General features: G+C 70.0%; 22 protein-coding genes and 1 pseudogene. 14 read left to right on the top strand and 9 right to left on the bottom strand.

Annotation, left to right across the window (positions count from 1 at the left end; translation table 11 throughout):
• Positions 1-14 precede the first annotated feature (14 nt).
• The 3 genes from trxB to HSO01S_RS07250 all read right to left on the bottom strand — a co-directional run bounded on the left by trxB (position 15) and on the right by HSO01S_RS07250 (position 4968).
• The gene (gene trxB / locus HSO01S_RS07260; protein WP_066039885.1) at positions 15-992 is read right to left on the bottom strand and encodes a thioredoxin-disulfide reductase; all 978 of its coding nucleotides are present in this window, start codon (positions 990-992) and stop codon (positions 15-17) included.
• Between the two features lie 144 nt (positions 993-1136).
• Positions 1137-2756, bottom strand: coding sequence for a murein biosynthesis integral membrane protein MurJ (gene murJ / locus HSO01S_RS07255; protein ID WP_066039884.1), 1620 nt, complete (start codon positions 2754-2756; stop codon positions 1137-1139).
• The gene (locus HSO01S_RS07250) at positions 2749-4968 is read right to left on the bottom strand and encodes a DUF6049 family protein (RefSeq protein WP_066039883.1); all 2220 of its coding nucleotides are present in this window, start codon (positions 4966-4968) and stop codon (positions 2749-2751) included. The genes murJ and HSO01S_RS07250 overlap by 8 nt, the downstream gene beginning before the upstream one ends.
• A gap of 156 nt (positions 4969-5124) precedes the next feature.
• Here HSO01S_RS07250 and HSO01S_RS07245 point away from each other — a divergent pair, with 156 nt between their 5' ends.
• Positions 5125-6555 (top strand): CCA tRNA nucleotidyltransferase, encoded by a 1431-nt coding sequence (locus tag HSO01S_RS07245; RefSeq protein ID WP_066039882.1) that lies wholly within the window; start codon positions 5125-5127, stop codon positions 6553-6555.
• Positions 6556-6654: 99 nt separating this feature from the next.
• Here HSO01S_RS07245 and HSO01S_RS07240 read toward each other — a convergent pair whose 3' ends face one another.
• Positions 6655-7731: an inositol-3-phosphate synthase gene (locus tag HSO01S_RS07240; RefSeq protein WP_066039881.1), complete on the bottom strand. Its 1077-nt coding sequence runs from the start codon at positions 7729-7731 to the stop codon at positions 6655-6657.
• A 40-nt stretch (positions 7732-7771) separates the two neighbouring features.
• Positions 7772-9724, bottom strand: a complete 1953-nt coding sequence (locus HSO01S_RS19035; RefSeq protein ID WP_169799956.1) for a glycosyltransferase — start codon at positions 9722-9724, stop codon at positions 7772-7774.
• A gap of 143 nt (positions 9725-9867) precedes the next feature.
• Here HSO01S_RS19035 and rpsF point away from each other — a divergent pair.
• From rpsF to HSO01S_RS07205, 6 genes and pseudogenes are all read left to right on the top strand, one after another.
• Positions 9868-10218 (top strand): annotated as a pseudogene (gene rpsF / locus HSO01S_RS07230) (30S ribosomal protein S6); the annotation flags it as partial.
• Between the two features lie 156 nt (positions 10219-10374).
• Positions 10375-10902 (top strand): single-stranded DNA-binding protein, encoded by a 528-nt coding sequence (locus HSO01S_RS07225; RefSeq protein WP_066039879.1) that lies wholly within the window; start codon positions 10375-10377, stop codon positions 10900-10902.
• A gap of 32 nt (positions 10903-10934) precedes the next feature.
• Positions 10935-11198, top strand: a complete 264-nt coding sequence (rpsR, locus tag HSO01S_RS07220) for a 30S ribosomal protein S18 (RefSeq protein ID WP_022895757.1) — start codon at positions 10935-10937, stop codon at positions 11196-11198.
• Positions 11199-11210: 12 nt separating this feature from the next.
• The gene (rplI, locus tag HSO01S_RS07215; protein ID WP_066039878.1) at positions 11211-11663 is read left to right on the top strand and encodes a 50S ribosomal protein L9; all 453 of its coding nucleotides are present in this window, start codon (positions 11211-11213) and stop codon (positions 11661-11663) included.
• Between the two features lie 363 nt (positions 11664-12026).
• The gene (gene dnaB / locus HSO01S_RS07210; RefSeq protein ID WP_066039877.1) at positions 12027-13400 is read left to right on the top strand and encodes a replicative DNA helicase; all 1374 of its coding nucleotides are present in this window, start codon (positions 12027-12029) and stop codon (positions 13398-13400) included.
• Positions 13401-13409: 9 nt separating this feature from the next.
• The gene (locus HSO01S_RS07205; RefSeq protein ID WP_066039876.1) at positions 13410-13709 is read left to right on the top strand and encodes a hypothetical protein; all 300 of its coding nucleotides are present in this window, start codon (positions 13410-13412) and stop codon (positions 13707-13709) included.
• A 7-nt stretch (positions 13710-13716) separates the two neighbouring features.
• Here the strand turns inward: HSO01S_RS07205 and HSO01S_RS07200 are convergent, their stop codons facing one another.
• Positions 13717-14229, bottom strand: a complete 513-nt coding sequence (locus HSO01S_RS07200; protein ID WP_084361422.1) for a MarR family winged helix-turn-helix transcriptional regulator — start codon at positions 14227-14229, stop codon at positions 13717-13719.
• A 97-nt stretch (positions 14230-14326) separates the two neighbouring features.
• Between HSO01S_RS07200 and HSO01S_RS07195 the strand changes: the two genes are divergently transcribed.
• Genes HSO01S_RS07195 through HSO01S_RS07185 form a run of 3 tightly spaced genes read left to right on the top strand, consistent with a single transcriptional unit; the run spans position 14327 to position 17332 of the window.
• Positions 14327-16459, top strand: a complete 2133-nt coding sequence (locus HSO01S_RS07195) for an MMPL family transporter (RefSeq protein ID WP_066039875.1) — start codon at positions 14327-14329, stop codon at positions 16457-16459.
• A 34-nt stretch (positions 16460-16493) separates the two neighbouring features.
• Positions 16494-17090 (top strand): hypothetical protein, encoded by a 597-nt coding sequence (locus HSO01S_RS07190; RefSeq protein ID WP_066039874.1) that lies wholly within the window; start codon positions 16494-16496, stop codon positions 17088-17090.
• Positions 17087-17332 (top strand): hypothetical protein, encoded by a 246-nt coding sequence (locus tag HSO01S_RS07185; RefSeq protein ID WP_066039873.1) that lies wholly within the window; start codon positions 17087-17089, stop codon positions 17330-17332. The genes HSO01S_RS07190 and HSO01S_RS07185 overlap by 4 nt, the downstream gene beginning before the upstream one ends.
• 34 nt (positions 17333-17366) lie before the next feature.
• Here the strand turns inward: HSO01S_RS07185 and purB are convergent, their stop codons facing one another.
• The 3 genes from purB to HSO01S_RS07170 are packed head-to-tail and all read right to left on the bottom strand — an operon-like array spanning position 17367 to position 19746.
• Complete coding sequence (gene purB / locus HSO01S_RS07180) at positions 17367-18749, bottom strand: adenylosuccinate lyase (RefSeq protein ID WP_066039872.1); 1383 nt, start codon at positions 18747-18749, stop codon at positions 17367-17369.
• Between the two features lie 58 nt (positions 18750-18807).
• Positions 18808-19329 carry a low molecular weight protein-tyrosine-phosphatase gene (locus tag HSO01S_RS07175; RefSeq protein WP_066039871.1) on the bottom strand — a complete coding sequence of 174 codons (522 nt, stop codon included), beginning with the start codon at positions 19327-19329 and terminating at the stop codon, positions 18808-18810.
• Positions 19330-19344: 15 nt separating this feature from the next.
• A complete protein-coding gene (locus tag HSO01S_RS07170) occupies positions 19345-19746 on the bottom strand; it encodes a phage holin family protein (protein WP_066039870.1) in 402 nt (133 codons plus the stop codon).
• 61 nt (positions 19747-19807) lie between these two features.
• Between HSO01S_RS07170 and HSO01S_RS07165 the strand changes: the two genes are divergently transcribed.
• From HSO01S_RS07165 to HSO01S_RS07150, 4 genes are read left to right on the top strand one after another with little or no spacing between them, the layout of a single operon-like run.
• On the top strand, positions 19808-20413 hold the full coding sequence (locus tag HSO01S_RS07165) for a GNAT family N-acetyltransferase (protein WP_066039869.1): 606 nt from the start codon (positions 19808-19810) through the stop codon (positions 20411-20413).
• A gap of 4 nt (positions 20414-20417) precedes the next feature.
• Complete coding sequence (locus tag HSO01S_RS07160) at positions 20418-21485, top strand: histidinol-phosphate transaminase (RefSeq protein ID WP_084361421.1); 1068 nt, start codon at positions 20418-20420, stop codon at positions 21483-21485.
• A gap of 4 nt (positions 21486-21489) precedes the next feature.
• On the top strand, positions 21490-22623 hold the full coding sequence (locus HSO01S_RS07155) for a thiamine pyrophosphate-dependent dehydrogenase E1 component subunit alpha (protein ID WP_066039868.1): 1134 nt from the start codon (positions 21490-21492) through the stop codon (positions 22621-22623).
• Positions 22620-23663, top strand: a complete 1044-nt coding sequence (locus tag HSO01S_RS07150) for an alpha-ketoacid dehydrogenase subunit beta (RefSeq protein WP_084361420.1) — start codon at positions 22620-22622, stop codon at positions 23661-23663. Before HSO01S_RS07155 ends, HSO01S_RS07150 begins: the two co-directional genes overlap by 4 nt.
• The last annotated feature ends 12 nt before the right edge of the window (positions 23664-23675 follow it).

The following is a 23675-nucleotide window of genomic DNA, read 5'->3' as shown; positions in this document are numbered from 1 at the left end:
CTGGAGTAGCTCAGCTACTCGGCCGCGACGAGGTCGGCGGCGAGCTTCGCCGGGGACTCGTGCTCGACCTGGTCGAGAGCGGCGAGGTACTCCTCGGCGTCGAGCGCCGCGACGGTGCCGGAGGCCGCAGCGGTGGCGGCCTGACGGTAGTGCGCGTCGATCACGTCGCCGGCGGCGAAGACACCGGGCAGGTTGGTCCTCGAAGAACGGCCGTCGACCGCGATGGTGCCGTCAGCCGTCAGGTCGAGCTGGTTGTGCACGAGGTGCACGCGCGGGTCGTTGCCGATCGCGACGAACAGGCCCTGAACGGGGAGCTCGGACTGGAGGCCCGTACGGGTGTCGCGGAGGGTCAGCCCCTCGACGGCGTTCTCACCGTTGATCCCGACGACCTCCGAGTTCCAGACGAACTCGATCTTGTCGTTGAGGAACGCGCGGTCCTGCATGATCTTCGAGGCGCGCAGAGTGTCCTTGCGGTGCACCACGTAGACCTTCTCAGCGAAGCGGGTGAGGAAGGTCGCCTCCTCCATGGCCGAGTCTCCGCCGCCGACGACGGCGATGGTCTTGGTCTTGAAGAAGAAGCCGTCGCAGGTGGCGCACCAGGAGACTCCGCGACCCGAAAGGCGCTCCTCGTCGGGGAGGCCGAGCTTGCGGTAGGCCGAGCCGGTCGCGAAGATCACCGAGCGGGCCTCGAACGTGCCGGAGTAGCCGGTCTCGACGACCTTGACGTCGCCGTCGAGCTTCACGCTCGTGACGTCGTCAAGCACGACCTCGGTGCCGAACTTCTCGGCCTGCTCCTGCAGCTTCATCATGAGCGCCGGGCCCTGGATGCCCTCGGGGAAGCCGGGGAAGTTCTCGACCTCGGTGGTGTTCATCAGTTCGCCGCCGGCTTCGACGCTCGACGCGAGCAGGAGGGGCTTCAGGCCCGCCCGGGCGGCGTAGATCGCCGCGGTGAATCCCGCGGGTCCCGACCCGATGATGATGATCTCGCGCATGTGGTTCGCTCCTGAGGTTCTCGGCGGGCGCACGACAGGTGCGTCCACTGACCGGTACAACACATCCTAACCGCGTGGTATTCCGCGCGAACAGGCGTTCAGGAGGGGCTCAGGAGCGGGGCCGGGAGGCGCTCACGCAGCCACTCAGGACCGGCCGAGGCGGGCCCGGATCGGCCCGAGCGCATCCCGCAGCTCGGGCGACCGGAGCAGCCTCAGAGCGCCCAGGTAGACCACCAGCATGACGACCCCGACGATCGCCATCGAGACGATCGGGCCGAGGTAGCCGGTCACGGCGAAATCGGGCCCGAAGAGCGTGCCGAGGCCGATCAGCGTGAGGAGGCCGGCGGCCCCGGTCGGCACCGCGGCGACGGCGTAGCGGACGAGGCTCAGCACCACCGAGCGGCCGCCCACTCTCCCGAGACGCCGGCGGATGATCACGGCGGCGATGAGGGTCTGGATGGCCGTCGCGAACGACAGCGCGAGCGCGAGGCCGATCGCGATGAACTCCACCGGCAGCAGTGCGCAGCAGAGCGCGAGCACCGTGAAGATCGCGGCCTGCACGACCTGGAGGAAGAACGGGGTCTTCGTGTCGCTCAGCGAGTAGAACACCCGCTGCAGCACGAACAGCACGCTGAACGGGATGAGCCCCACCAGGAACGCGATCAGCACGTTGCCCATCTCGGCCGACTGGGACACCGAATCGTTGAACAGGCTCGCGAAGGGGTACGCGACCACGATCAGCACGGCCATGCCGAGCACCATGAACAGCGAGGTGACGCGGATGGAGGCGGAGACATCCGTTCGCAGCTCGGCCGTCTCACCGCGGTTCGCGTGCCCGCTCATCTTCGTGAAATAGGCGGTGACGATCGAGACCGTCACCAGCGAGTGCGGCAGCATGAAGATCAGCCAGGCGTACTGGATGGCCGCGACGGATGCGCCGTCACCGGACGCGATGGCGGCCACGTTGGTCTCGACCAGGCCCGCTGCCTGGGTGACCAGCAGCATCCCGAAGGTCCAGCCGGCGAGGCGGCCGGCGGTGCCGAGGCCCACTCCCCGCCATTTGAAGTCGGGACGGTAGCGGATGCCCACCCGCCGCCAGAAGAGGAACAGGATCAGGGCCTGGGCGGCGACCGCGATCGTCGTCGCACCGCCGAGCAGTGCCACCTTGTCCGGCGTCCAGTCGGCGACCATCCGATCGCCCGCCGCGTCGGCGCCGAACAGGGCCATGAAGACCACGAGACCCGCGATCGAGACCAGGTTGTTGATCGCCGGCGCCCAGGTGAAGGGCCCGAACACGTTCTTGGCGTTCAGTACCTCCCCCAGCACCGTGTAGAGGCCGTAGAAGAAGATCTGGGGAAGGCACCAGTAGGCGAAGGCGATGGCCAGGGCGCGCTGCTCGCCGCTCCAGGTCGCTGCGGAGATCGTGACGAGCACCGGGGCCAGCAGGGTCGCCGCGAGCGTCGTGCCGCCGAGGATGACCATGGCGATCGTCAGCAGCTTGTTGATGTACCCCTTGCCGCCGTCGCTGTGCAGGGTCGCCCGCACGATCTGGGGCACGAGCACGGCGCTCAGGGTGCCGCCGGCGATGATCGCGTAGATGTTGTTCGGCAGCTGGTTCGCCACCGCGAAGGCGTCGGCGCTCGCGCTGCCGACGGCCCCGATGGTCTGGGCGAGGATGATCGTGCGCACGAAGCCCATGACCCGCGAGACGATCGTGCCCGAGGCGAGGAAGGCGCTCGCGCGGCCGATGCTGGTGCTACTCATGCGCTCCTCCGTCGTCCGGGCTGGTCTCGGCGGCCGCCTCGGCCTCGGCCCGGGTCTTGCGGCGGCGCAGGATGTTGCGCACCAGTCCCACACCGAACAGGGCCACGAGCAGGGCCCCGCCGATCACGGTGCCCCAGGTCTCCCAGTCGGCGCTGACGTTGACGTCGACCGGCGCGGGGGTCGAGATGAGCACCCCGCTGGGGCTGAGCAGCTGGTAGTTCAGGGTGACCGAGCCGTTCGCCACGGCGGTCACCGGGATCTGCGCGCCCTTGCGCGAGGAGGCCTCGAGCGTGACGGGCACATCCGTCTCCTCGACGACGAGCCGCCCGTTCGAGGGGGTCACGTGCAGCACGACGGTGACCGGGTACGGCAGCTCGTTGCTGAGCGTGACCGGCAGGGGCGCCTGGTTCGAGAGCAGGTTGATGTTCGAGCCCTCGACGACCTGCACGGAGTCGAGGGTCTTCGCGGTGCCCTCACGTTCATCCTGGACCGCCGTGGTCCAGCCCTCGTCGTCAGCCGTCCAGCTGTTCGAGAGCAGGGCGAGGAGGTCGGCGCGCTGGCGGCCGGTGAGCAGCTCGGGCTGGGCGAGCACCGAGGAGAAGGCGTCGATTCGGCCGAGGTCGAGGAAGAGTCCCGAGATGCGCGAGAGGCGCTCGGTCGGCTCGGGGCTGCCCGTGACCGTCAGGGTCTGGGTGGCCGGGAGGGCGAGCAGGGTCTGCAGCGAGCCGGTGGAGGCCGACGGGAGGCCCTCGATGGTCGCGAGCACCTGTCCGAGCGCATCGAGGTCGGTCGTCCCGCGGTCGACCAGGGCGAGGATCTGGCGGGGCGTCCCGGACTCCGTGCCGGTGTCGGTGGCCTGGGCGGCCGACAGCTCGACCGCACCCGCCAGCTGGGCGAGGGCTTGGCCGCGTCGCGCATCCGTGTCGGCGGTGAGGGCGCCCTGGACGGCCGCCGAGACCGCGTCGTCGGCCACCAGCACGGTGTCGGCGCCCACGGAGGCCACGGCGTCGGGGAGGGTGACCGCCGAGCCGTCCTCGTGCGCGACCTCGGCCGAGCCGACGAGCGAGGTGGTGAGACCGGATGCGGCGAAGAAGGCCAGATCGGTCGCCTCGAGCGAACCGGCGCGCGGCCAGGCCACGGCCGTGCTCGTCCAGTTCCAGCTGAGGAGCTGCTGCGTGCTGGGCACCGCGGGGGCCGCTGGAGCGCCGGCCGCCGGGGTGGGGGCGGGGTCGCTGCCGGCCGAGGGCGACGGCTCGATCAGCTCGCCGACGTTCGTGAAGCGGGCCGGATCGAGCGCGTAGGCGAACGAGGTCGGGGCCAGGACTCCCGGGGCGCCGGCCTGGTGCTCCCCGGCGATGTCGGAATCGCCATAGGTGAGGGGGATCACCGGGTTCGAGGCGGCGTTCAGGCGGGTGAGCCAGGAGACGGCCGAGGCCGGCGCGGTGGACCCGAGTGCGCGGATGGAGACGATGATGCGCGGGTCGACGGCGAGGGTGACCGGGCGGTCGACCACCGCATCCAGCTCGCGCGTCAGCTCGCCGTTCTCGGCGGTCAGGGCCGTCAGGGCATCACTGGAGAGGAGGCCGCCCGCGCTCGCGGGGGTCGTGAGGGGCGCCACCACGGTGACCTCGGCCACGGGAGGCTGCAGGGTCGTCCCGTCGTCGATGGAAATCGTGGTGCGGGCCGTGGTGATCACCTGGCCACCGACCGAGAGGCCGGCCTGGAGGCCGTGGACGCCCGAGGCGCCCTGGAGCAGGGCTGCGGGGATGCTGAGCTGGAGCGTGTGGACGGTGCCCGCCTGCACACTCGCCGCCGGGACCGCGAGCACCATCGTGAGCGCCTGGCCCGAGGAGCCGAGGCCGTCGGTGGCGGCGAGCCAGGCGGTCTGGTCGGCGCCCGTCAGGGGCTCGGGGTCGAACGAGAGGGTGACGGTGCCCTCGCCGACCAGATCCTGACCGGGGTTGGCGATCTCGACCGAGACGGGGAGGTCGGCGCCGGCCGTGAGGACCCCGGCGCCGGCGGGCGAGACGGCGAGGGTGACGCCGTCGTTCGGGGAGATGGCGGGGGCCGCGCTGGCAGAGGTCGAACCGGCGGCGGCTGAGGCAGGCGCAATCGCTGAGGCCGGCGCCACCGCCGAGGCCGCTGATGCCGCGAAGGCCGCTCCCGGGGTCGCGAAGAGTGCACCGGCGATCACCGCGCTTGCAGCGATCACGGGCGCAATTCGAGACGATCGACGCGCGCTGGAGGTCATGGACATCGTGACGGGCGCCGTGTCTGCCACCGCATCCGTCGTGCCGATTCTAGGAGACGAGGGCTGGGAGAACCGGAAGCCGCGGGGCGATGCGTCACTCGCCGCTAAAATGAGGCGGTGCAGTCGGTTCAGCAGTCCCTCGAATTCCTGGCGAAGCTCGCGGCGTCAGGGCCGGTTGCGACCCTGGCCGAGGCGTTCGCCTCGGCCGGCCACGAGCTCGCCCTCGTCGGGGGCCCGGTGCGCGACGCCTTCCTCGGCCGCCCGATCACCGACCTCGACTTCACGACGGATGCGACGCCGGACGAGATCCTCACCCTGGTGACCCCCATCTCGCAGGCCCAGTGGGACGTCGGGCGGGCCTTCGGCACCATCGCCGCCCGGATCGACGGCGAGACGGTCGAGATCACGACCTACCGCTCCGACAGCTACGACCACACCACCCGGAAGCCGGCGGTCGAGTTCGGCGACACGCTGGAGGGCGACCTGCTGCGCCGCGACTTCACGGTCAACGCGATGGCGCTGCGCCTCCCGGAGCTCGTGCTCGTCGACCCCTCGGACGGCATGGCCGACCTGGTCGCCGGAGTGCTCCGCACCCCCGGCACACCCGAGGTCTCGTTCGGCGACGACCCGCTGCGCATGCTGCGGGCCATCCGCTTCACCGCTCAGCTCGATTTCACGGTCTCGCTCGACGTCGCCGTGGCGCTGACCGAGATGCGCGACTCGATCGGCATCGTCTCGATCGAGCGCGTGAACGACGAGCTCTCCAAACTGCTGAAGACGGATGCGCCCCGCCGCGGCGTCGAACTCCTCGTCGAGAGCGGCCTCGCCGAGATCGTGCTGCCCGAGGTGCCGGCGCTGCAGCTGGAATCCGACGAGCACCACCACCACAAGGACGTGTACCAGCACAGCCTCACGGTGCTCGATCAGGCCATCGACCTCGAGAAGTCGCGGCATCCGGGCAGCCCGCCCGACCTCGTGCTGCGCCTCGCGGCGCTGCTGCACGACATCGGCAAGCCGGCGACCAAGCGCAACGAGCCCGGCGGGCAGGTGAGCTTCCACCACCACGACGTGGTCGGCTCGAAGTTCGCCAAGAAGCGGCTGCGCGAGCTGCGGTTCGACAACGACACGATCGCGGCCGTCTCGCGCCTGATCGAGCTGCACCTGCGGTTCTTCGGGTACACCGAGGGCGCCTGGACCGACTCCGCCGTGCGCCGGTACGTGCGCGACGCGGGCGACCAGCTCGAGCGCCTGCACATCCTGACCCGGGCCGACGTGACGACGCGCAACCGGCGGAAGGCCGACCAGCTCGCTTTCGCCTACGACGACCTCGAGGAGCGGATCGCGACCCTCGCGGCGCAGGAGGAGATCGACTCGGTGCGGCCGGACCTCAACGGCGAGCAGATCATGAGCATCCTCGGCATCCCGCCGGGGCGTGCGGTCGGCGAGGCCTACGCGTACCTGCTCGAGGTGCGGCTCGACGAGGGGCCGCTCTCGGACGAGGAGGCGACCCGCCGGCTCGTCGACTGGTGGGCGGCCCGGCAGGGTTGACGCGGCCCGGCGGGGCTGACGCGGCCCGGCGGGGGTTGTGTACCCGCCTGGGCCGGCCGGACCGACCCCGCCGGCCTGGCCCGACCCACCCTCAGCCGATCAGGCGGGGGTGTTCTCCGCGATGAACGCCTCGAGCGCTTCGCGTGCCTGATCGTCGGGCAGCTGCACCGAGGGTGACTTCATGAAGTAGGCGCTGGCCGACTCCACGGGGCCGCCGAGACCGGCGTCGAGCGCGATCTTCGCGGCGCGCACGGCGTCGATGATGACTCCGGCCGAGTTCGGCGAATCCCACACCTCGAGCTTGTACTCCAGGCTCATCGGTGCTCCGCCGAAGCCGTGGCCCTCGAGGCGCACGAAGGCGAACTTGCGGTCGTCGAGCCACGGCACGTGGTCGCTCGGGCCGATGTGCACGTCGCGCGCGGGCAGGTCGATGTCGATGTTGCTCGTGACCGACTGGGTCTTCGAGATCTTCTTCGAGGCGAGGCGACGGCGCTCGAGCATGTTCTTGAAGTCCATGTTGCCGCCGACGTTCAGCTGGTAGGTGTGGTCGATCGCGATGCCGCGGCTCTCGAGCAGACGGGCGAGCACGCGGTGCGTGATGGTCGCGCCGACCTGGCTCTTGATGTCGTCGCCGACGATCGGTAGACCGGCCTCGGTGAACTTCGCGGCCCAGACCGGGTCGCTCGCGATGAAGACCGGAACGGCGTTGACGAACGCGACCCCCGCATCCAGAGCCGCCTGGGCGTAGTACTTCGCGGCGTCGTCGGACCCGACGGGCAGGTAGCAGACCAGCACCTCGGCACCGCTCTCCCGAAGGGCGGAGGCGACGTCGACCGGCTCGGCCGGCGACTCCTCGATCATCTCGACGTAGTACTCGCCGAGCCCGTCGAGGGTCGGTCCGCGCTGCACGGTGACGCCGGTGGGGGCCACGTCGGCGAACTTCAGGGTGTTGTTCTCGCTGGCCCAGATGGCCTCGGCGAGGTCGACGCCCACCTTGGCCGCGTCGACGTCGAAAGCGGCCACGAACTCGAGGTCACCCACGTGGTGGGCGCCGAAGCGCGTGTGCATGAGCCCGGGAACGACCTCCGCCTCATCAGCGTCGGCGTAGTACGTCACGCCCTGGATGAGTGAGTTGGCGCAGTTCCCCACGCCCGCGATCGCGACCTTGATGCTCATTCGGCACAGCCCTGTCTGTCGTTGTCAAAACTCAACTATTCTACGGCCCGCGAAACAACTCCCGGTCGCTCACCGGATGCGTCTGGCCACCGCTCAGGGTGAAGCGGATGCCGTCGTCGTCCTGCGCGACGGTCAGCTGGCTGCGGTGGGCGGCCATAGCGCGGGATTTGGCGACCGGGTCGACGGGGATGGCGAGGACGCCGGAGCGAGCGTCTTCCGGCGACTCCGCACCGCTCTCCACCCGCGGCTCGACGATCGCGTAGAAGGGGATGCCGAGAGCGCGGGCCGCTGCCACGCCGGCCTCGTGCATCCTGACGTGGTCGGGGTGTCCGTAGCCCCCGATCGCGTCGTAGCTGACGATCGCGGTGGCGCCCGGGGCGAGCGAGCGGATGCCGGCGAGCACGTCGTCGGTCACCTCGGCCAGCGGCGCCAGGCTGAGCGCATCCGGGCCGGCGTCGTCGGCGCCCTCGGCAAGACCGCCGCTCCCCCACCGCATGCCGGAATCGGAATACGAGCGTTCGGGCAGTCCCTGGGCCCGAGCCGGTCGGGTGCCTAGGAAAACGTGAGCTGGTCCACCGAGGGCTCCGAGCGCGGCTGCCAGCTCGGTCTGGCGGTGCGGGGCGAGGGCGGCCGTGCCCTCGAGGGGCTTCAGTTCGCCCGGCACGACCTCGCCGCGCTCGCCGCGGGTGCCCGTGAGGATGACGACCTCGGTGCCGGAGGCTCTGAGGGCCGCGATCGTGCCGCCCGTGGAGATCGACTCGTCGTCGGGATGCGCGTGCAGGAAGACCGGTGCGTCTCCCAGGCGCGCCAGTGCCCCGGTCTGCGCGATGGCCCGGTAGTGCTCGGCGATCGCGGCCGCACTCGCCGCCCAGTCATGGGCCTTGCCTAACTCCAGGGCGGAGGCCGCGAGGGCCGCACGGCGGCCGGGATCGCCGAGGAGCGTGTCGATCGCGTCGGCCCAGTCCGCGGGATCGCGGGAGTCGAGGAGGATCCCGCTGACGCCGTCCTCGACCGATTCGGTCAGTCCGCTCGTCGCGGCGGCGACGACCGGCGTGCCGCTGGCCGCCGCTTCGAGGGCCACCATGCCGAAGGTCTCGGAGTGGGAGGGGACGAGGAGGAGGGAGGCCTCGCGGAGGAGGCGTGCGGCATCCTCTCTCTCCTGCGCGGGCAGGAAGGTCACGACATCGGTGAGGCCGAGTTCGTCGACGCGGTCCCGGAGGCCGTGCGCGTAGGCATCGTGGCCGGGACTCGTCCCCCCGGCGACCACCAGGCGGGGGCGCCGGCCGGACGGGATCGCGGCGAGGGCCTCGATGGCGAGATCCACCCCTTTCAGGGGCTGGATGCGGGCGAGCACCAGAAGAAAAGGGTCATCCGGCCGCTCGGCCGCCGTATGGAAGAGGGCCGTGTCGACCCCGGGAGCGACCGCGACCACTCTCTCGGGGTCCGCGGCGTAGGCATCCAGGATCGCCCTGCGCTCGGCCGCCGTGTGCGTGACGGTCAGGGCCGACCCGTGCACGAGCATCCGCTCGCCCGCCAGCCGCTCGGCGGGCTCGGCCGTGTCGCCCGGGGCGAGGCGCTCGTTCTTCAACGCGGCGACCGTGTGCAGGCTCAGGACGTGAGGAACCCCCCAGGCCGCCGCGAGCTCGAGACCGGCGAGGCCCGAGAGCCAGTAGTGGGAGTGGACGAGGTCGAACGGCCCGAGTGCGGCCGCCGAGGCCGCGAAGGCCGGCGCGAGGCCCGCCAGCGCCGATTTGGGAAGGGGCTCACGGGGCCCGGCCTCGAGGAAGCGCACGGGGACGCCGCCCGGCGTCCGCGCATCCTCGACCTCGTCGGCGGCCCCCGTCGCGCGGGTGAGCAGTTCGACCACGACGCCCTGGGCGAGCAGCGCTTCGGCGAGCCCGACGACGAACACGTTCATCCCGCCGGCGTCGCCCGAACCCGGCGTCGCGAGCGGTGAGGTGTGGAAAACCGGGAACGCGACACGAAAACTCACATCTGGTAGGCTACTCAGGTTGTCTTGTGCCCAGTGGAACTCTCCACGCGGGTGCGAGAACGATGCAGAACCCTCCTGTCACAGACCGTCTGTGACCGTTCAAGTCCGAAGGAGGTGGGTTTGTGACGCATCAGTACGAACTCATGGTCATCCTCGATCCCGAGATCGACGAGCGTACCGTGGCCCCGAGTCTCGACAAGTTCCTCAACGTCATCCGCAACGATGGCGGCACCGTGGACAAGGTCGACATCTGGGGTCGCCGTCGCCTGGCTTACGAGATCAACAAGAAGACCGAAGGCATCTACGCCGTGGTGAACCTCACCGCGAACGCCGATGCGACCAAGGAACTCGACCGTCAGCTGAAGCTGTCCGAGGCCGTCATGCGCACCAAGGTGCTGCGTGCGGAGGAAGCGATCGCCCAGGTCGCCGCCGCCTCGAAGCTCGCCGAGGAGAAGGCCGCCCGCAAGGCCGCCAACCCCAAGGCCGCCGCTGCCGCTCCCGCGTCCTCCGGTGCCGCTGCTGCTCCGGCCGCTGCCGTCAAGGCCGCGTCGTCGAAGCCCGCTGCTGCTGCTCCGGCTGCCGCGCCCGCCGCTGCAGCTCCGGCTGCCGCTGCTGCCCCCGCCAAGGCCGAGGCCGGCGAGTAGTCCGTCATGGCTGGCGAAACCGTCATCACCGTGGTGGGAAACCTCACCGCCGACCCTGAGCTGCGCTACACGCAGAACGGGCTCGCGGTCGCGAACTTCACGATCGCTTCGACCCCCCGCACCTTCGACCGTGCGGCGAACGACTGGAAAGACGGCGAGGCGCTCTTCCTGCGCGCCTCGGTCTGGCGCGAGTTCGCCGAGCACGTCGCCGGGTCGCTGACCAAGGGCAGCCGCGTCATCGCGACCGGTCGCCTGCGTCAGCGCTCCTACGAGACGAAAGAGGGCGAGAAGCGCACCTCGATCGAGCTCGAGGTCGACGAGATCGGCCCCTCGCTCCGGTACGCGACCGCTCAGGTGACCCGTGCGACCAGTGGTGGCGCGGGCGGTGGCGGCTCCTTCGCGGGCGGCCAGCGCGGCGGCGGTCAGGTCGAGGAGCCGTGGGCGGCATCCGCTCCCGCCTCCTCGGGCGCGAACGGCGCCGGCGGCGACGTGTGGAACACTCCCGGCAGCTACGCCGACGACACCCCCTTCTAAACTTCTCTTCTTTCAGAACAGGAATCTCAACAATGGCTGGAAAGTCAAGCGGCGACCGCCGCAAGCCGCTCCGCGGCGCAAAGGGCGCGAAGAACGCCGCTCCCGCGAAGTCGATCCGCGTAGGCGTCATCGACTACAAGGACGTCGCGACCCTCCGCAAGTTCATCTCGGAGCGTGGAAAGATCCGCGCCCGCCGTATCACGGGAGTCTCCGTCCAGGAGCAGCGCCTCATCGCCCGTGCCGTCAAGAACGCCCGCGAAATGGCTCTTCTGCCTTACGCCGGCTCGGGCCGCTAAGGAGCAGCACTCATGTCGAAACTCATTCTCACCCACGAGGTGACCGGACTCGGGTCGGCCGGCGACGTCGTCGACGTCAAGAACGGCTTCGCCCGCAACTACCTCATCCCCAAGGGCTTCGCCGTGGCGTGGAGCCGCGGTGGCGAGAAGCAGATCGAGCAGATCAAGGCTGCCCGCACTGCCCGCGAACTCGCCACCATCGAAGAGGCCCAGCACATCAAGCAGTCGCTCGAGAACGCGACCGTCAAGCTCACCGTCAAGGCGGGCAAAGAGGGTCGTCTGTTCGGCTCGGTGAAGACCTCCGACATCGCTGACGCGGTGTCGGCGGCCGGCATCGGCTCGCTCGACAAGCGCAAGATCGAGATCCCGACGGCCATCAAGTCCGTCGGAAACCACGAGGCCACCGTGCGCCTCCGTGACGACCTCTCCGCCACGATCAACCTTCTGGTGGTCGCAGCAAAGTAGTCGCCTTTTCAGGGGGGTGTCAAGAGCTTTCAGGGCTCTCGGCACCCCCCTTTTCGGTGCCCCGGTGTCCCCAGTTTTGTACACAGGTCGGTGGGGAAAATCCAAGGTTCAACCGGGGGTCGAAGGATGTCGGCACTCACACTGTGTGGAAACACGGAGTACCTGGTCAAATGCCTTTTACGGCTCCGAGTAGCGATGTTATCCACAGCTCAGTGCACAGAGAGTGCACATGGCACCCGGCGTTTCGCGCAGATCATCCACACCGTTATCCACAGGCTGGTTTGTGGAGTGTCGGTGGTGCCTGGTTGGGTTGCCACGCGGCAGTGAACGAACCGCTTTTCGCACGATTTTTCAGGAGAACACATGTCGATCGCCCACCTCGGTCTCGCGGGCGAACAGCGTCCCGAGCAGCAGCGCCAGGGCGAGCGCACTCCGCCGCACGACCTGCTCGCCGAGCAGAGCGCCCTGGGCGGCATGCTGCTGAGCAAGGATGCGGTGGCCGACGTCGTCGAGGTCATGCGCTCGGTCGATTTCTACATCCCGAAGCACGAGGTCATCTTCGAGGCGATCCTCAACCTCTACTCGCACGGTGAGCCCACCGACGTCATCGCCGTCACCGACGAGCTGACCAAGACCGGCGAGCTCACCCGAGCCGGGGGCGCGGAGTACCTGCACACGCTGACCGCGCTCGTGCCGACGGCCGCGAACGCCGGCTACTACGCCACGATCGTGAGCGAGAAGGCCGTGCTGCGCCGCCTCGTCGAGGCCGGGACGCGCATCGTGCAGATGGGCTACGCGAGCGAGGGCGAGGTCACCGACCTGGTCAACAACGCCCAGGCCGAGATCTACGCGGTCAACGGCGGGGTCGAGGCCGAAGACTACGTGCCGCTGACGGTCGCCGTCACGGCGGCGATCGACGAGATCGAGGCGGCCGCGGGCAAAGACGGTCAGATGACCGGCGTGCCCACCGGCTTCAGCGACCTCGACAACCTCACCAACGGCTTCCACCCCGGTCAGATGATCATCGTCGCGGCCCGCCCCGCGCTCGGTAAGTCGACGCTCGCGCTCGACTTCTGTCGCGCCGCGTCGATCAAGCACGACATGCCGTCGATCTTCTTCTCGCTCGAGATGGGGCGCTCGGAGATCGCGATGCGTCTGCTGTCGGCCGAGGCCTCGGTGCCCCTGCAGAGCATGCGCAAGGGCCGCATCGAGGGCCGGGACTGGACGACGCTGGCCTCCACGCGCGGCCGCATCAACGACTCGCCGCTCTACATCGACGACAGTCCGAACATGACGCTGGTCGAGATCCGGGCGAAGTGCCGTCGGCTGAAGCAGAAGGTCGGGCTCAAGCTCGTCGTCATCGACTACCTGCAGCTGATGACCAGCGGCAAGAAGGTCGAGAGCCGTCAGCAGGAGGTCTCCGAGTTCTCGCGAGCGCTGAAGCTGATGGCCAAGGAGCTGCAGGTGCCCGTCATCGCGCTGTCGCAGCTGAACCGTGGCCCCGAGCAGCGGTCGGACAAGAAGCCCGCGATCAGCGACCTCCGCGAGTCGGGTTCGCTCGAGCAGGATGCCGACATGGTCATCCTGCTTCACCGCGAGGGCGCCTACGAGAAGGACAACCCGCGGGCGGGCGAGGCCGACTTCATCGTCGCCAAGCACCGCAACGGCCCGACGGCGACCATCACCGTCGGCTTCCACGGCCACTTCTCCCGCTTCGCGGACATGCCCCCGGCGTAGCCTGCCCGAATGACCTATTCGTCCGGCCCCGACCCGTCGGGCGAGGGCGCCACGAAGCGCCTCCTGTTCTGGCTGCGGGTGCCCTACGTGCTCGACGCCGTGCTCGTGGCCGTCGGCATCGGCTACCTGATCGCCGGCGACGGGGTCGGCTGGTGGGTGCTCCTCTTCGCGTTCCTCCGTGCGGTCATCGGCGCCGTCTCCCTCTTCTGGATCGCGCCGCGGGTGATCGCCCGCCGTGCGGCCGGCCCGAGTGGCGGAACCGCCGCCGCCTCAGAACAGGAAGGCGCTTCAGAGCAGGACGGCGTCTAGCGGCGGGTCAGTCGTCGGGGGTGGGGGCCGCGGCCGCCGTGCGGTAGACGGCGGCGACACCACGGAGGAAGGTCTCGACGGTGGCGCGCTGCTCGGGCGTGAGGTCGGCCGCCAGGGCGCCGATGCCCGTGATGACCGGCATCAGCTCGTCGATGGCCCGGTTGACCGAGGCGCGCGCGGGCACGACGACGATCTTGCGGCGGTCGCGGGGGTGCGGATGCCGCTCCGCGTGCCCGAGGCCGACCAGGCGATCGACCACCAGCGTGCTCGCCGCCGTGGTGACCTTGAGGCGTATCGCGAGCTCGCTCGGCGTCAGCGGGCCCTCCTGGATGAGGTGCTCCATCGCCGCCAGATCCGTCTGGTTGACCGTCAGCACCGACCCGAGCCGGCGCTCGAACGCCCGCGAGTGCACGTCGATCTCGCGCAACGTGTTGCTGATCGAGGTGACCTCCGCACGCACCGTCTCGTCGAGCTCGTCACGGGACCAGGGGGTCTCGTCCGAGTTGCGCGTGTCGGTCATGGATGACATGCTAATCCCATAGGTAGCTAAGTTGCTTAGTGAATTCACCGAGATGACCTAGAGACGACCCGACGCCACCCGAGAGAGCGGACACAGCATGCGACAGATCGCCCGATTCGTGAGCGGTCGCGGCACCGCCTGGATCACCCTCGGCCTCGCCGCCGTGGCCATCGCCCTCCTCTTCGGCCTGCTCCCGAAGGGCTCGAGCGACGCCTTCCCGCCCTCCGGCCTGCCTGACGACAGCCAGGCCGCCCAGGTCTCCGCGTTGCTCGAGGAGTTCCCGAGCTCGGACACCACCGCCGCGATCCTGGTCTGGAGCCGCGACGGCGAGCCGCTCACCGACGCCGACCGCGCCGCCGTCACCGCGAACGCCGCCACCCTGGCCGGGCAGTCCATCGCCCCGCAGGCCGTCGTGCCGCAGTTCAGCGATGACGGGAAGGCCGCTCTCGTGGCGGTGCCGCTGGACGCCGCGACCGTCGAGAGCGACGTCGAGGCCACGGCCACGAGCATCCGTGACGCCGCCGGGGCCGGCCTGCCCGACGGGCTCACGGCCCTCCTCACCGGCCCGGTCGGCTTCCAGGCCGACATCTCGAACGCCTTCGCGGGAGCGGACTTCCGCCTGCTGCTAGTCACCGTGATCGTGGTCGCGGTGCTGCTGATCATCACGTACCGCAGCCCCGTGCTCTGGATCGTGCCGCTCGCGGTCGTGGGCCTCGCCGACGGCCTGGCCCGCGTGGTGGTGACCGCCCTGGCCGACCCGCTCGGCATCACCATCGACGCCTCGATCGGGGGCATCCTGAGCGTGCTGGTCTTCGGCGCCGGCACGAACTACGCCCTGCTGCTGGTCGCCCGCTACCGCGAGGAGCTGACCCGCGAGGAGAACCGCCACCGCGCCATGCTCACGGCCGTCACCAGCGCCGGCCCGGCCATCGCCGCGAGCGGCGGCACGGTCGCACTGAGCCTCCTCACCCTCCTGCTCGCCCAGCTCTCGGGCAACCGCGCGCTCGGGTTCGCCTGCGCGATCGGTGTGGTCATCGCCATCCTGTTCGCCCTCCTCGTGCTCCCCGCCGCCCTCGTGGTCTGCGGGCGCGGGCTGTTCTGGCCCTTCGTGCCCCGCGCCCACGCAGCCGCCGGCCGAGCAGACGGGCAGCATACCCAGCAGCCCCAGCACAGCCAGCACACCCACCACGCCGAGGCCAAGCCCGGCGTCTGGATGCGGCTCGGTCGTGGGGTCTCCCGCCGCCCCGCCGCCGTCGCGATCACCGCGACCGTCGCCATCGGCATCCTCGCCATCGGCCTCTCCGGCTTCCGCGTCGGACTCTCGCAGACCGACCAGCTGCTCGGCGACCCCGACTCGGTGAAGGCCCAGGAGGTCGTCGACGCCTCGTTCTCGGCCGGCCTCACCGGCCAGACCACGGTGCTGACCCCGGATGAGGTGGTCACCGAGGCGACGGCGCTCGCCGAGGACACCGCGGGCGTCGACAGCGTGCGCGCCGGCGAGTCGAGCGGCGGTCTCACCCGCCTCGACGTCAGCCTCGCCGCGGAGCCCGAGAGCGACGCCGCGTTCGACACGATCCGTGCCCTCCGCACCGGCTACCAGGACGCCGGCGGCGACCTGGCCCGCACCCTGGTCGGCGGCAACGACGCGACCGCCCTCGACACGAACACCGCGGCCGCGGAGGACCAGGCGCTGATCATCCCGCTCATCCTCGGGATCGTCTTCCTCATCCTCCTGCTGCTCCTGCGCAGCATCGTGGCGCCCGTGCTGCTGATCGCCAGCGTGCTCGCCACCTACTTCGCGAGCCTCGGTGCCTCGAACGTGCTGTTCCAGAACCTGCTCGGCTTCCCCGCGTTCGACTCCAACACGGTGCTGTTCGCGTTCCTCTTCCTGGTGGCACTCGGCGTCGACTACAACATCTTCCTCACCACGAGAGCGCGCGAAGAGGCCGGCCGGCACGGGACCCGCGAGGGGATGGTTCGGGCTCTCGCCTCGACCGGCGGCGTGATCACGAGCGCCGGCGTGCTGCTCGCGGCCGTGTTCGCGGTGCTCGGCGTGCTCCCCGTGGTCGCGCTCACCCAGATCGGCGTGATCGTCTGCATCGGCGTGCTGCTGGACACCCTCGTCGTCCGCACCCTGCTCGTCCCGGCCCTCGTGTTCCTCACCGGTGACGCCTTCTGGTGGCCGTCGAAGCCAGCGGGCCGGGCACTCAGCAAGGCGTCGATAAACTAGAGGCACGAGCGCTAGCTGAAACGAGGCCCCCGGAGTGACCGACTCCCCCCGCATCTCCACGCGGTCGCCCTACTGGGGCGTGCCGGTGGCCCGGGCGATCCCGTTCATCGTGACCGCCCTGGTGATCACGTTCGTCTCGAACCACTCCTCGCAGGTGGGCCTGCTCAGCTACGGCGTGTTCGCGATCGTCTCCGGCCTCATCGTCGCCGTGCTCTCCTGGCGCACCGTCACCGAGCGCTCGCTGCGCGTGAACTTCCTGATCCAGGGCATCTCGGGCGTGGTCTTCGGCGGCCTGGCCCTCGCGTTCAACTCCGGCGGGCTCGGCTTCTTCCTGTTCTGCGCCACGATGAACTCCGCCGTCTGCGGCTTCCTCGAGCTCTACGCCGGTCTCCGCTCGACCAAGAACCCGGCCGGGCGCGACTGGGCCATCACCGGGCTGTTCACGATCGTGTTCGCGCTCGTCCTCATCTTCTTCCCCACCGATCCCGTCTTCGCCGTCGGGATGCTGGGCGCCTACGGCGCGATCGTCGGGCTGTTCCTGGTCATCGCGGGGCTCTCCCTGCGCTGGGGAACGCATCCCGCGCCCGTGACCCGTGCCGCGCGCCCCTCAAGACCTGGAAAGGCATCGTGAACCAACCCTCGAGGCGCGATCGGCTGAAGCCGCTCGAACTGCTCGTCCTGTCTGCCGTCATGTCGCTGTTCGTCGGGCTGGTGGTGCTGTTCACGACCCGCGAGCTGCTGCTGGCCGTGATCTTCTTCGGCGTCGCGTTCATCGTGTCGCTCGTGGTGCTGGCCATGTTCGCGCTGTCGATCAAGCCGAACGACCTCGAGCAGCACGAGATCGACGACGAGGACAAGCCCGCCACGCACTAGCGCGTGCGAGCCGGCCCGCGCATCCTGAAACCCGCTACAGGATGTGGTCGACCAGCTCCGAGGCCAGTCCGGTGTACAGCGCCGGCGTCAGCGCCACGAGCCGCGCCTTCGCCTCGTCGCCGATGTCGAGCCCCTGCACGAACTCGACCAGCTCGGCCTGGCCGATCCGGCGGCCGCGCGTCAGCTCCTTCAGCAGCGCGTAGGGGTCGGTGATCGACGAGCGCCCTGCGGTCACCTCGGCCCGGACGACGGTCTGGATGGCCTCGCCGAGCACCTCCCAGTTCGTGTCGAGGTCGGCGGCCAGTGCCGTCTCGTTGAGCGAGATCTGGTCGAGCCCGCCGCGGATGTTGTCGAGCGCGAGCAGCGAGTGGCCGAGCGCGACACCGATGTTCCGCTGCGTGGTCGAGTCGGTGAGGTCGCGCTGGAGACGTGAGGTCACCAGGGTCGCGGCCAGCGAGTCGAGCAGGGCGCTGGAGAGCTCGAGGTTGGCCTCCGCGTTCTCGAACCGGATCGGGTTGACCTTGTGCGGCATGGTCGACGAGCCGGTGGCGCCGGCGACCGGGATCTGGGTGAAGTAGCCCATCGAGATGTAGGTCCAGACATCCGTGCACAGGTTGTGCAGGATGCGGTTGGCGTGGCTGATCCGCGCGTACAGCTCGGCTTGCCAGTCGTGCGACTCGATCTGAGTGGTGAGCGGGTTCCACTCCAGGCCCAGCGAGGTCACGAAGCCGCGCGAGACGTCCTGCCAGTCGGCCGAGGGGTCGGCGACGAGGTCGGCCGCGAAGGTGCCGGTCGCTCCGCTGAACTTGCCGAGGTACTCGGTGGCCACGATCTGCGCCTTGACGCGCTCGAGGCGGTGCACGGTGACCGCGAGCTCCTTGCCCATGGTGGTCGGGGTCGCGGGCTGGCCGTGGGTGTGCGCGAGCATCGGCACGGCGCGGTACTCCACGGCCTGGCGGCGCAGCTCGTCGATCACGGCGGTGAAGGCCGGCAGCCACACCTCGGCGACGGCCGAGCGGATGGTCAGGGCGTAGGAGAGGTTGTTGATGTCCTCGCTGGTCGCGCCGAAGTGCGTGAGCTCGGCGATACGGTCGAGCCCCAGCTCGGCCAGGCGGCGGCGCACGAAGTACTCGACCGCCTTGACGTCGTGCCGCGTGGTGGCCTCCAGCGTCGCGATCTCGTCGATCGACGACTGGTCGAAGTCGTCCACAATCGCGCGCAGCTGCGCCGCGACGGCGGGCTCGAGCGGCTCTGAGCCGAACATCGCGTGGTCGGTGAGGTAGAGCAGCCACTCGATCTCGACCTGCACCCGGGCGCGGTTGAGCCCGGCCTCGGAGAGGTGCTCACCGAGAGCGGAGACGGCGGGGCGGTAGCGGCCGTCGAGCGGGCTGATGGGCTGGGGAGGCAGAGGAGGCATGGTCGCTTTCGTGGGGGCCTAACGGGGGAAGTTCGTGGGGGCGTGCGGGGGAAGAGAATCAGAGCGGCAGGCTCGTGGGCCGGAAGGCCGGCTCGAGCTGGCGGAACAGGGCGCGGCAGGAGTGCTCGATCATCCCGAGCACCGTGTCGAACATGGCGTCGTCGGAGTAATAGGGATCGGGCACGTCCGAGCGGCCGGCGTAGTCGGGGTCGAAGCTGAGGAGCAGGCGGATCTTCTGCCGGTCCTCCTCATTGCGCGCCCAGGAGCGGAGCACCCGCTCGTGCGTGCGATCGAGGGCGACGACCAGGTCGAGCGAGTCGAACCAGGAGGCGTCGAACTGGCGCGCCCGGTGGGCGCTGCCGTCGAAGCCCCGGGCCTCGAGCGAACGCACCGTGCGGGGGTCGGCGTGCTCGCCGACGTGCCACTCCCCCGTGCCCGCCGAGGTGACGACCACCTGGTCCGAGAGGTTCGCCCGGTCGACGAGATCGCGCATCACGACCTCGGCCATGGGCGACCGGCAGATGTTGCCCGTGCACACCATGCTGATGCGGAACGCCTGCGGTTCCGGCTCGGGCGACATGACCCTATTCTCGCATCAGCGGTCGCGGCGGGCGAGCGGGCGCAGGATGGCGCCGATGATCGCGCTCAGGATCGCGAGCACGAGCGCCCCGAGCACCGCCCACCCGAAGCCGTCGACCGTGAGCCCGAACCCGAACAGCTGCGAGACCCAGCTCGCGAGCAGCAGCAGGAGCGCGTTCACGACGAGCGAGATCAGGCCCAGGGTCAGGATGTAGAGCGGGAACGCCACGATCCGGATCGCCGTCCCGACGATGCCGTTCACGATGCCGAAGATCAGGGCGACGAAGACGTAGGTGAGCACGGTCGAGAGCACGCCGTCGTCGGTGCCGAACGCATCGACCTTCACCCCGGAGACGATGAGCGTGGTCAGCCAGAGCGCGATCGCGTTGGCGATGAGGGAGACGAGGAATCTGGGCATGCCCCCACTATCCCAGACCGGCCGGTTCCGGGGAACGGCTCCCGGGGTGCAGAGTCGAAGCATGGTGAATCTCCCCTGGGCCCCCGAGTACCCGGTCGCGACCGAGCGGCTCGACCTGCGGCCGCACCGGCTGGGCGACCTGGACGACCTTCTCCGCTTCCACGGCGACCCCGAGGTGGTGCGCTACATCCCGTGGCCGGTGCGCACCCGCGAGCAGACGGTCACGGCCCTCGAGGCGCGGACCCGCCAGGGCTCGGTGTTCGAGCCGGGGCAGTGGCTCGTGCTCGCCATGGTCGAGCGGGAGACCGGCCGGGTGATCGGCGAGATTCTGCTCAAGTACGACGACGAGACGGATGCGCGGGCCGAGCTCGGCTACGCGATGGCGCGCGACCGGGAGGGCCACGGCTTCGCGACCGAGGCGGCGCGGGCGATGCTCGAGCTCGCCTTCGACCGCTTCGGACTGAACCGGGTGATCGCCCGGCTGGACACCCGGAACGACGCCTCGGCCCGCCTGCTGGAACGGCTCGGGATGCGGCGGGAGGCCCATCATCTCCGGGCGAGCTGGTTCAAGGGCGAGTGGACCGACGACTTCGTCTACGCGATCACGGCCGACGAGTGGCGCACGGGTCATATTCCCGAAGCGCTTTCGAAGCGCGAACTACACTGATCGGATGACCGACCTCCCCGTCCGCCTGCGCCCCGAGATCCTCGCGCTGCCCGCGTATCGGCAGGGCCAGGCCGCGCCGGAGGGGTTCAAACTCTCCTCCAACGAGAACCCGTACGATCCGCTGCCTGGCGTGCTCGAAGCGGTCGACGCGGCGACCCGCACCCTGCACCGCTACCCGAACGCGTCGGCGCCGGAGATCACCGAGCGGCTCGCGAGCGAGTGGGGCGTCGATTCCGACGAGGTGATCGTCGCGGCCGGCTCCGTGGCGCTGCTCATGCAGTTCACGATGGCCGCCGCCGGTCACGGCGACGAGGTCCTCTTCTCCTGGCGCTCCTTCGAGGTGTACCCGTGGATGACGGTGCTCCCGGGCGCGACCGCCGTGGCCGTGCCCAACACCCCCGACCACCGGCACGACCTGGTGGCCATGGCCGCCGCGGTGACGGATCGGACCCGCCTCGCCATCGTCTGCAGCCCCAACAACCCGACGTCGACCGTCGTCACGAAGGCCGAGTTCGAGACCTTCATGGCCTCCGTGCCGAGCGACCTGCTCGTCATCCTCGACGAGGCCTACGCCGAGTTCGTCACCGACCCGGATGCGGTCGACGGCCACGCCCTGGTCGGCCGCTACCCGAACCTGGTCATCCTGCGCACCTTCTCCAAGGCCTACGGGCTCGCGGGGCTCCGGATCGGGTACGGGATCGGCCCCTCCGCCATCCTGGCCGCCGCCCGCACCACGATCGTGCCGCTCAGCCTGACCGACCACGCACAGGTCGCGGCCCTCGCGTCGCTCGACCGCGGCGACGAGCTCAAGGCCCGGGTCGACGACATCGCCGCGCGCCGCGACGCCGTCTACAAGGCCCTGCTCGCCCACGGCTGGAGCGACGTGCCCCGCCCCCAGGGCAACTTCGTCTGGTTCCCCGTCGGAGAGCGAACGGCCGAGGTGCTCGAGGTCTTCCGCTCGCACGGGATCATCGCGCGCGCCTACCCGCCGGACGGTGTCCGGGTGACCATCGGCGAACAGGAGTCGGTCGAGAAACTCCTATACGCTTCCGCAGAGATACAAGGGAGGTAGGCAGGTGGCAGAAACCACGCCCACGGTCCAGTTCCTCTCCGTCGAGGGCGAGTTCGCCCCGACCGAGGCCGCCGAGGAGTACGCGTCCTACCTGGACGAGCTGGGGGAGGACGACCTCCGCCGCTTCTACCGGCAGATGTCCGTCGTCCGCCGCTTCGACCTCGAGGGGACGAACCTGCAGCGCCAGGGCCAGATGGCCCTCTGGGTGCCGAGCCACGGGCAGGAGGCCGCTCAGGTCGGCTCCGCCTCGGCGGCGAGACCGCAGGACCACATCTTCCCGTCGTACCGCGAGCACGCCGTGGGCCTGGTCCGCGGCATCGACGTGCTGTCGATCGTCGAGCTGCTCAGGGGCAACACGCACGGCGGCTGGGATCCGACCGACCCCACGAACGGCAACTTCCACGGCTACTGCCTGGTCATCGGCTCGCACACGCTGCACGCCACCGGGTACGCGATGGGGCTCCAGCGCGACGGCCTGGTCGGCACCGGCGACGACTCGGTCGACGCGGCCGTGCTCGCCTACTTCGGCGACGGCGCGACCTCGCAGGGCGACGTCAGCGAGGCCTTCGTCTTCTCGGCGTCCAGCCAGACCCCCAACGTCTTCTTCCTGCAGAACAACCAGTGGGCGATCTCGGTCCCCGTGCGGGTGCAGTCGCGCACGCCGCTCTACCTGCGTTCGCGGGGCTTCGGCATCCCGAGCGTGCAGATCGACGGCAACGACGTGCTCGCGAGCTACGCCACCACGGCGAAGCATCTCGCGGATGCGCGCGCGGGCCGTGGCCCCCAGTTCATCGAGGCGCTCACCTACCGCGTCGGCGCCCACACCTCCTCGGACGACCCCACCAAGTACCGGAGCAACGCCGAGGAGCAGTTCTGGATCGCCCGCGACCCGATCGTGCGCTTCGGTGCGTACCTGCGCGGTCTCGGCGAGGGCGACGCCTTCTTCGAGGAGGTCCGGGTCGAGGCCGAGGACTTCGCGGCCGACATCCGCTCGCGCACCCTCGCGCTCGAGGCCCCGCCGATCGGCACGATCTTCGACCACGTCTACTCCGAGCCGCATCCCGTGATGGCCGAGCAGAAGCTCTGGCTCGAGCGCTACGAGGCCTCCTTCGAGGCCGCTGAGGAGGACCGGTCATGAGTTCGATCGAGACGACCCCGGTCTCCACCGACCAGGCGGCCGGCACGGCCGGCACGGCCGCGTCCCGCGTGGAGGAGCTGCCGCTCGCCAAGGCGCTGAACGCCGGTCTCCGGCAGGCGCTCCTGGACGACCCCAAGGTGCTGCTGATGGGCGAGGACATCGGCCCGCTCGGCGGCGTCTTCCGTGTCACCGAGGGCCTGCAGGCCGAGTTCGGCGACCGGGTCATCGACACGCCCCTGGCCGAGTCCGGCATCATCGGCACCGCGATCGGGCTCGCCCTGCGCGGCTACCGCCCGGTGATCGAGATCCAGTTCGACGGCTTCATCTTCCCCGGCTTCGACCAGATCACCACGCAGCTGGCCAAGCTGACCAACCGCGGCCAGGGCGCCATCTCGATGCCCATCGTGATCCGGGTGCCCTACGGCGGCCACATCGGCGCCGTCGAGCACCACCAGGAGAGCCCGGAGGCGTACTTCGCGCACACCCCGGGGCTCCGCGTGGTCAGCCCGAGCACGCCGAACGACGCGTACTGGATGATCCAGGAGGCCATCGCCTCCAACGACCCGGTGATGTTCTTCGAGCCCAAGAGCCGCTACTGGCCCAAGGGACCGGTCGACTTCGCCGGCACCGCCGCCCCGCTGCACGCCAGCCGGGTGGTGCGCGTCGGCACCGACGTGACCCTGCTCGCGCACGGCGCGATGGTGAGCGTGCTCATGCAGGCGGCCGAGATCGCGGCCGGCGAGGGCGTCAGCGTCGAGGTCGTCGACCTGCGCTCGCTCAGCCCGGTCGACTACGGCCCCATCCTCGACTCGGTGGCCAAGACCGGCCGCCTGATCGTGGCCCAGGAGGCGCACGGCTTCGTCAGCGTCGGCTCCGAGATCGCGGCCACGGTCGCCGAGCGCGCGTTCTACTCGCTGCAGGCGCCCGTGCTCCGGGTCTCCGGCTTCGACACCCCGTTCCCGCCCGCGAAGCTGGAGACGGTCTTCCTGCCCGATGCCGACCGCATCATGGAAGCCGTCGACCGCGTCATGGCGTACTAGGCCGGAGGCACA

The sequence above is a fragment of the Herbiconiux solani NBRC 106740 genome (assembly GCF_001571005.1).
GTDB classification, from domain to species: Bacteria; Actinomycetota; Actinomycetes; order Actinomycetales; family Microbacteriaceae; genus Herbiconiux; species Herbiconiux solani.
The sequence above is the reverse complement of the archived record's forward strand: the minus strand, read 5'-3'. Positions and strand labels throughout refer to the sequence as shown.

Excerpts from the sequence above, each read along its gene's own strand:
- HSO01S_RS07160 (WP_084361421.1), top strand. The coding sequence starts at position 20,418 with ATGACCGACCTCCCCGTCCGCCTGCGCCCCGAGATCCTCGCGCTGCCC.
- HSO01S_RS07170 (WP_066039870.1), bottom strand. The coding sequence starts at position 19,746 with ATGCCCAGATTCCTCGTCTCCCTCATCGCCAACGCGATCGCGCTCTGG.
- dnaB (WP_066039877.1), top strand. The coding sequence starts at position 12,027 with ATGTCGATCGCCCACCTCGGTCTCGCGGGCGAACAGCGTCCCGAGCAG.
- HSO01S_RS07175 (WP_066039871.1), bottom strand. The coding sequence starts at position 19,329 with ATGTCGCCCGAGCCGGAACCGCAGGCGTTCCGCATCAGCATGGTGTGC.
- HSO01S_RS07225 (WP_066039879.1), top strand. The coding sequence starts at position 10,375 with ATGGCTGGCGAAACCGTCATCACCGTGGTGGGAAACCTCACCGCCGAC.
- HSO01S_RS07165 (WP_066039869.1), top strand. The coding sequence starts at position 19,808 with ATGGTGAATCTCCCCTGGGCCCCCGAGTACCCGGTCGCGACCGAGCGG.
- murJ (WP_066039884.1), bottom strand. The coding sequence starts at position 2,756 with ATGAGTAGCACCAGCATCGGCCGCGCGAGCGCCTTCCTCGCCTCGGGC.
- purB (WP_066039872.1), bottom strand. The coding sequence starts at position 18,749 with ATGCCTCCTCTGCCTCCCCAGCCCATCAGCCCGCTCGACGGCCGCTAC.
- HSO01S_RS07240 (WP_066039881.1), bottom strand. The coding sequence starts at position 7,731 with ATGAGCATCAAGGTCGCGATCGCGGGCGTGGGGAACTGCGCCAACTCA.
- HSO01S_RS07195 (WP_066039875.1), top strand. The coding sequence starts at position 14,327 with ATGCGACAGATCGCCCGATTCGTGAGCGGTCGCGGCACCGCCTGGATC.
- HSO01S_RS07150 (WP_084361420.1), top strand. The coding sequence starts at position 22,620 with ATGAGTTCGATCGAGACGACCCCGGTCTCCACCGACCAGGCGGCCGGC.
- HSO01S_RS07205 (WP_066039876.1), top strand. The coding sequence starts at position 13,410 with ATGACCTATTCGTCCGGCCCCGACCCGTCGGGCGAGGGCGCCACGAAG.
- rplI (WP_066039878.1), top strand. The coding sequence starts at position 11,211 with ATGTCGAAACTCATTCTCACCCACGAGGTGACCGGACTCGGGTCGGCC.
- rpsR (WP_022895757.1), top strand. The coding sequence starts at position 10,935 with ATGGCTGGAAAGTCAAGCGGCGACCGCCGCAAGCCGCTCCGCGGCGCA.
- HSO01S_RS07200 (WP_084361422.1), bottom strand. The coding sequence starts at position 14,229 with ATGACCGACACGCGCAACTCGGACGAGACCCCCTGGTCCCGTGACGAG.
- trxB (WP_066039885.1), bottom strand. The coding sequence starts at position 992 with ATGCGCGAGATCATCATCATCGGGTCGGGACCCGCGGGATTCACCGCG.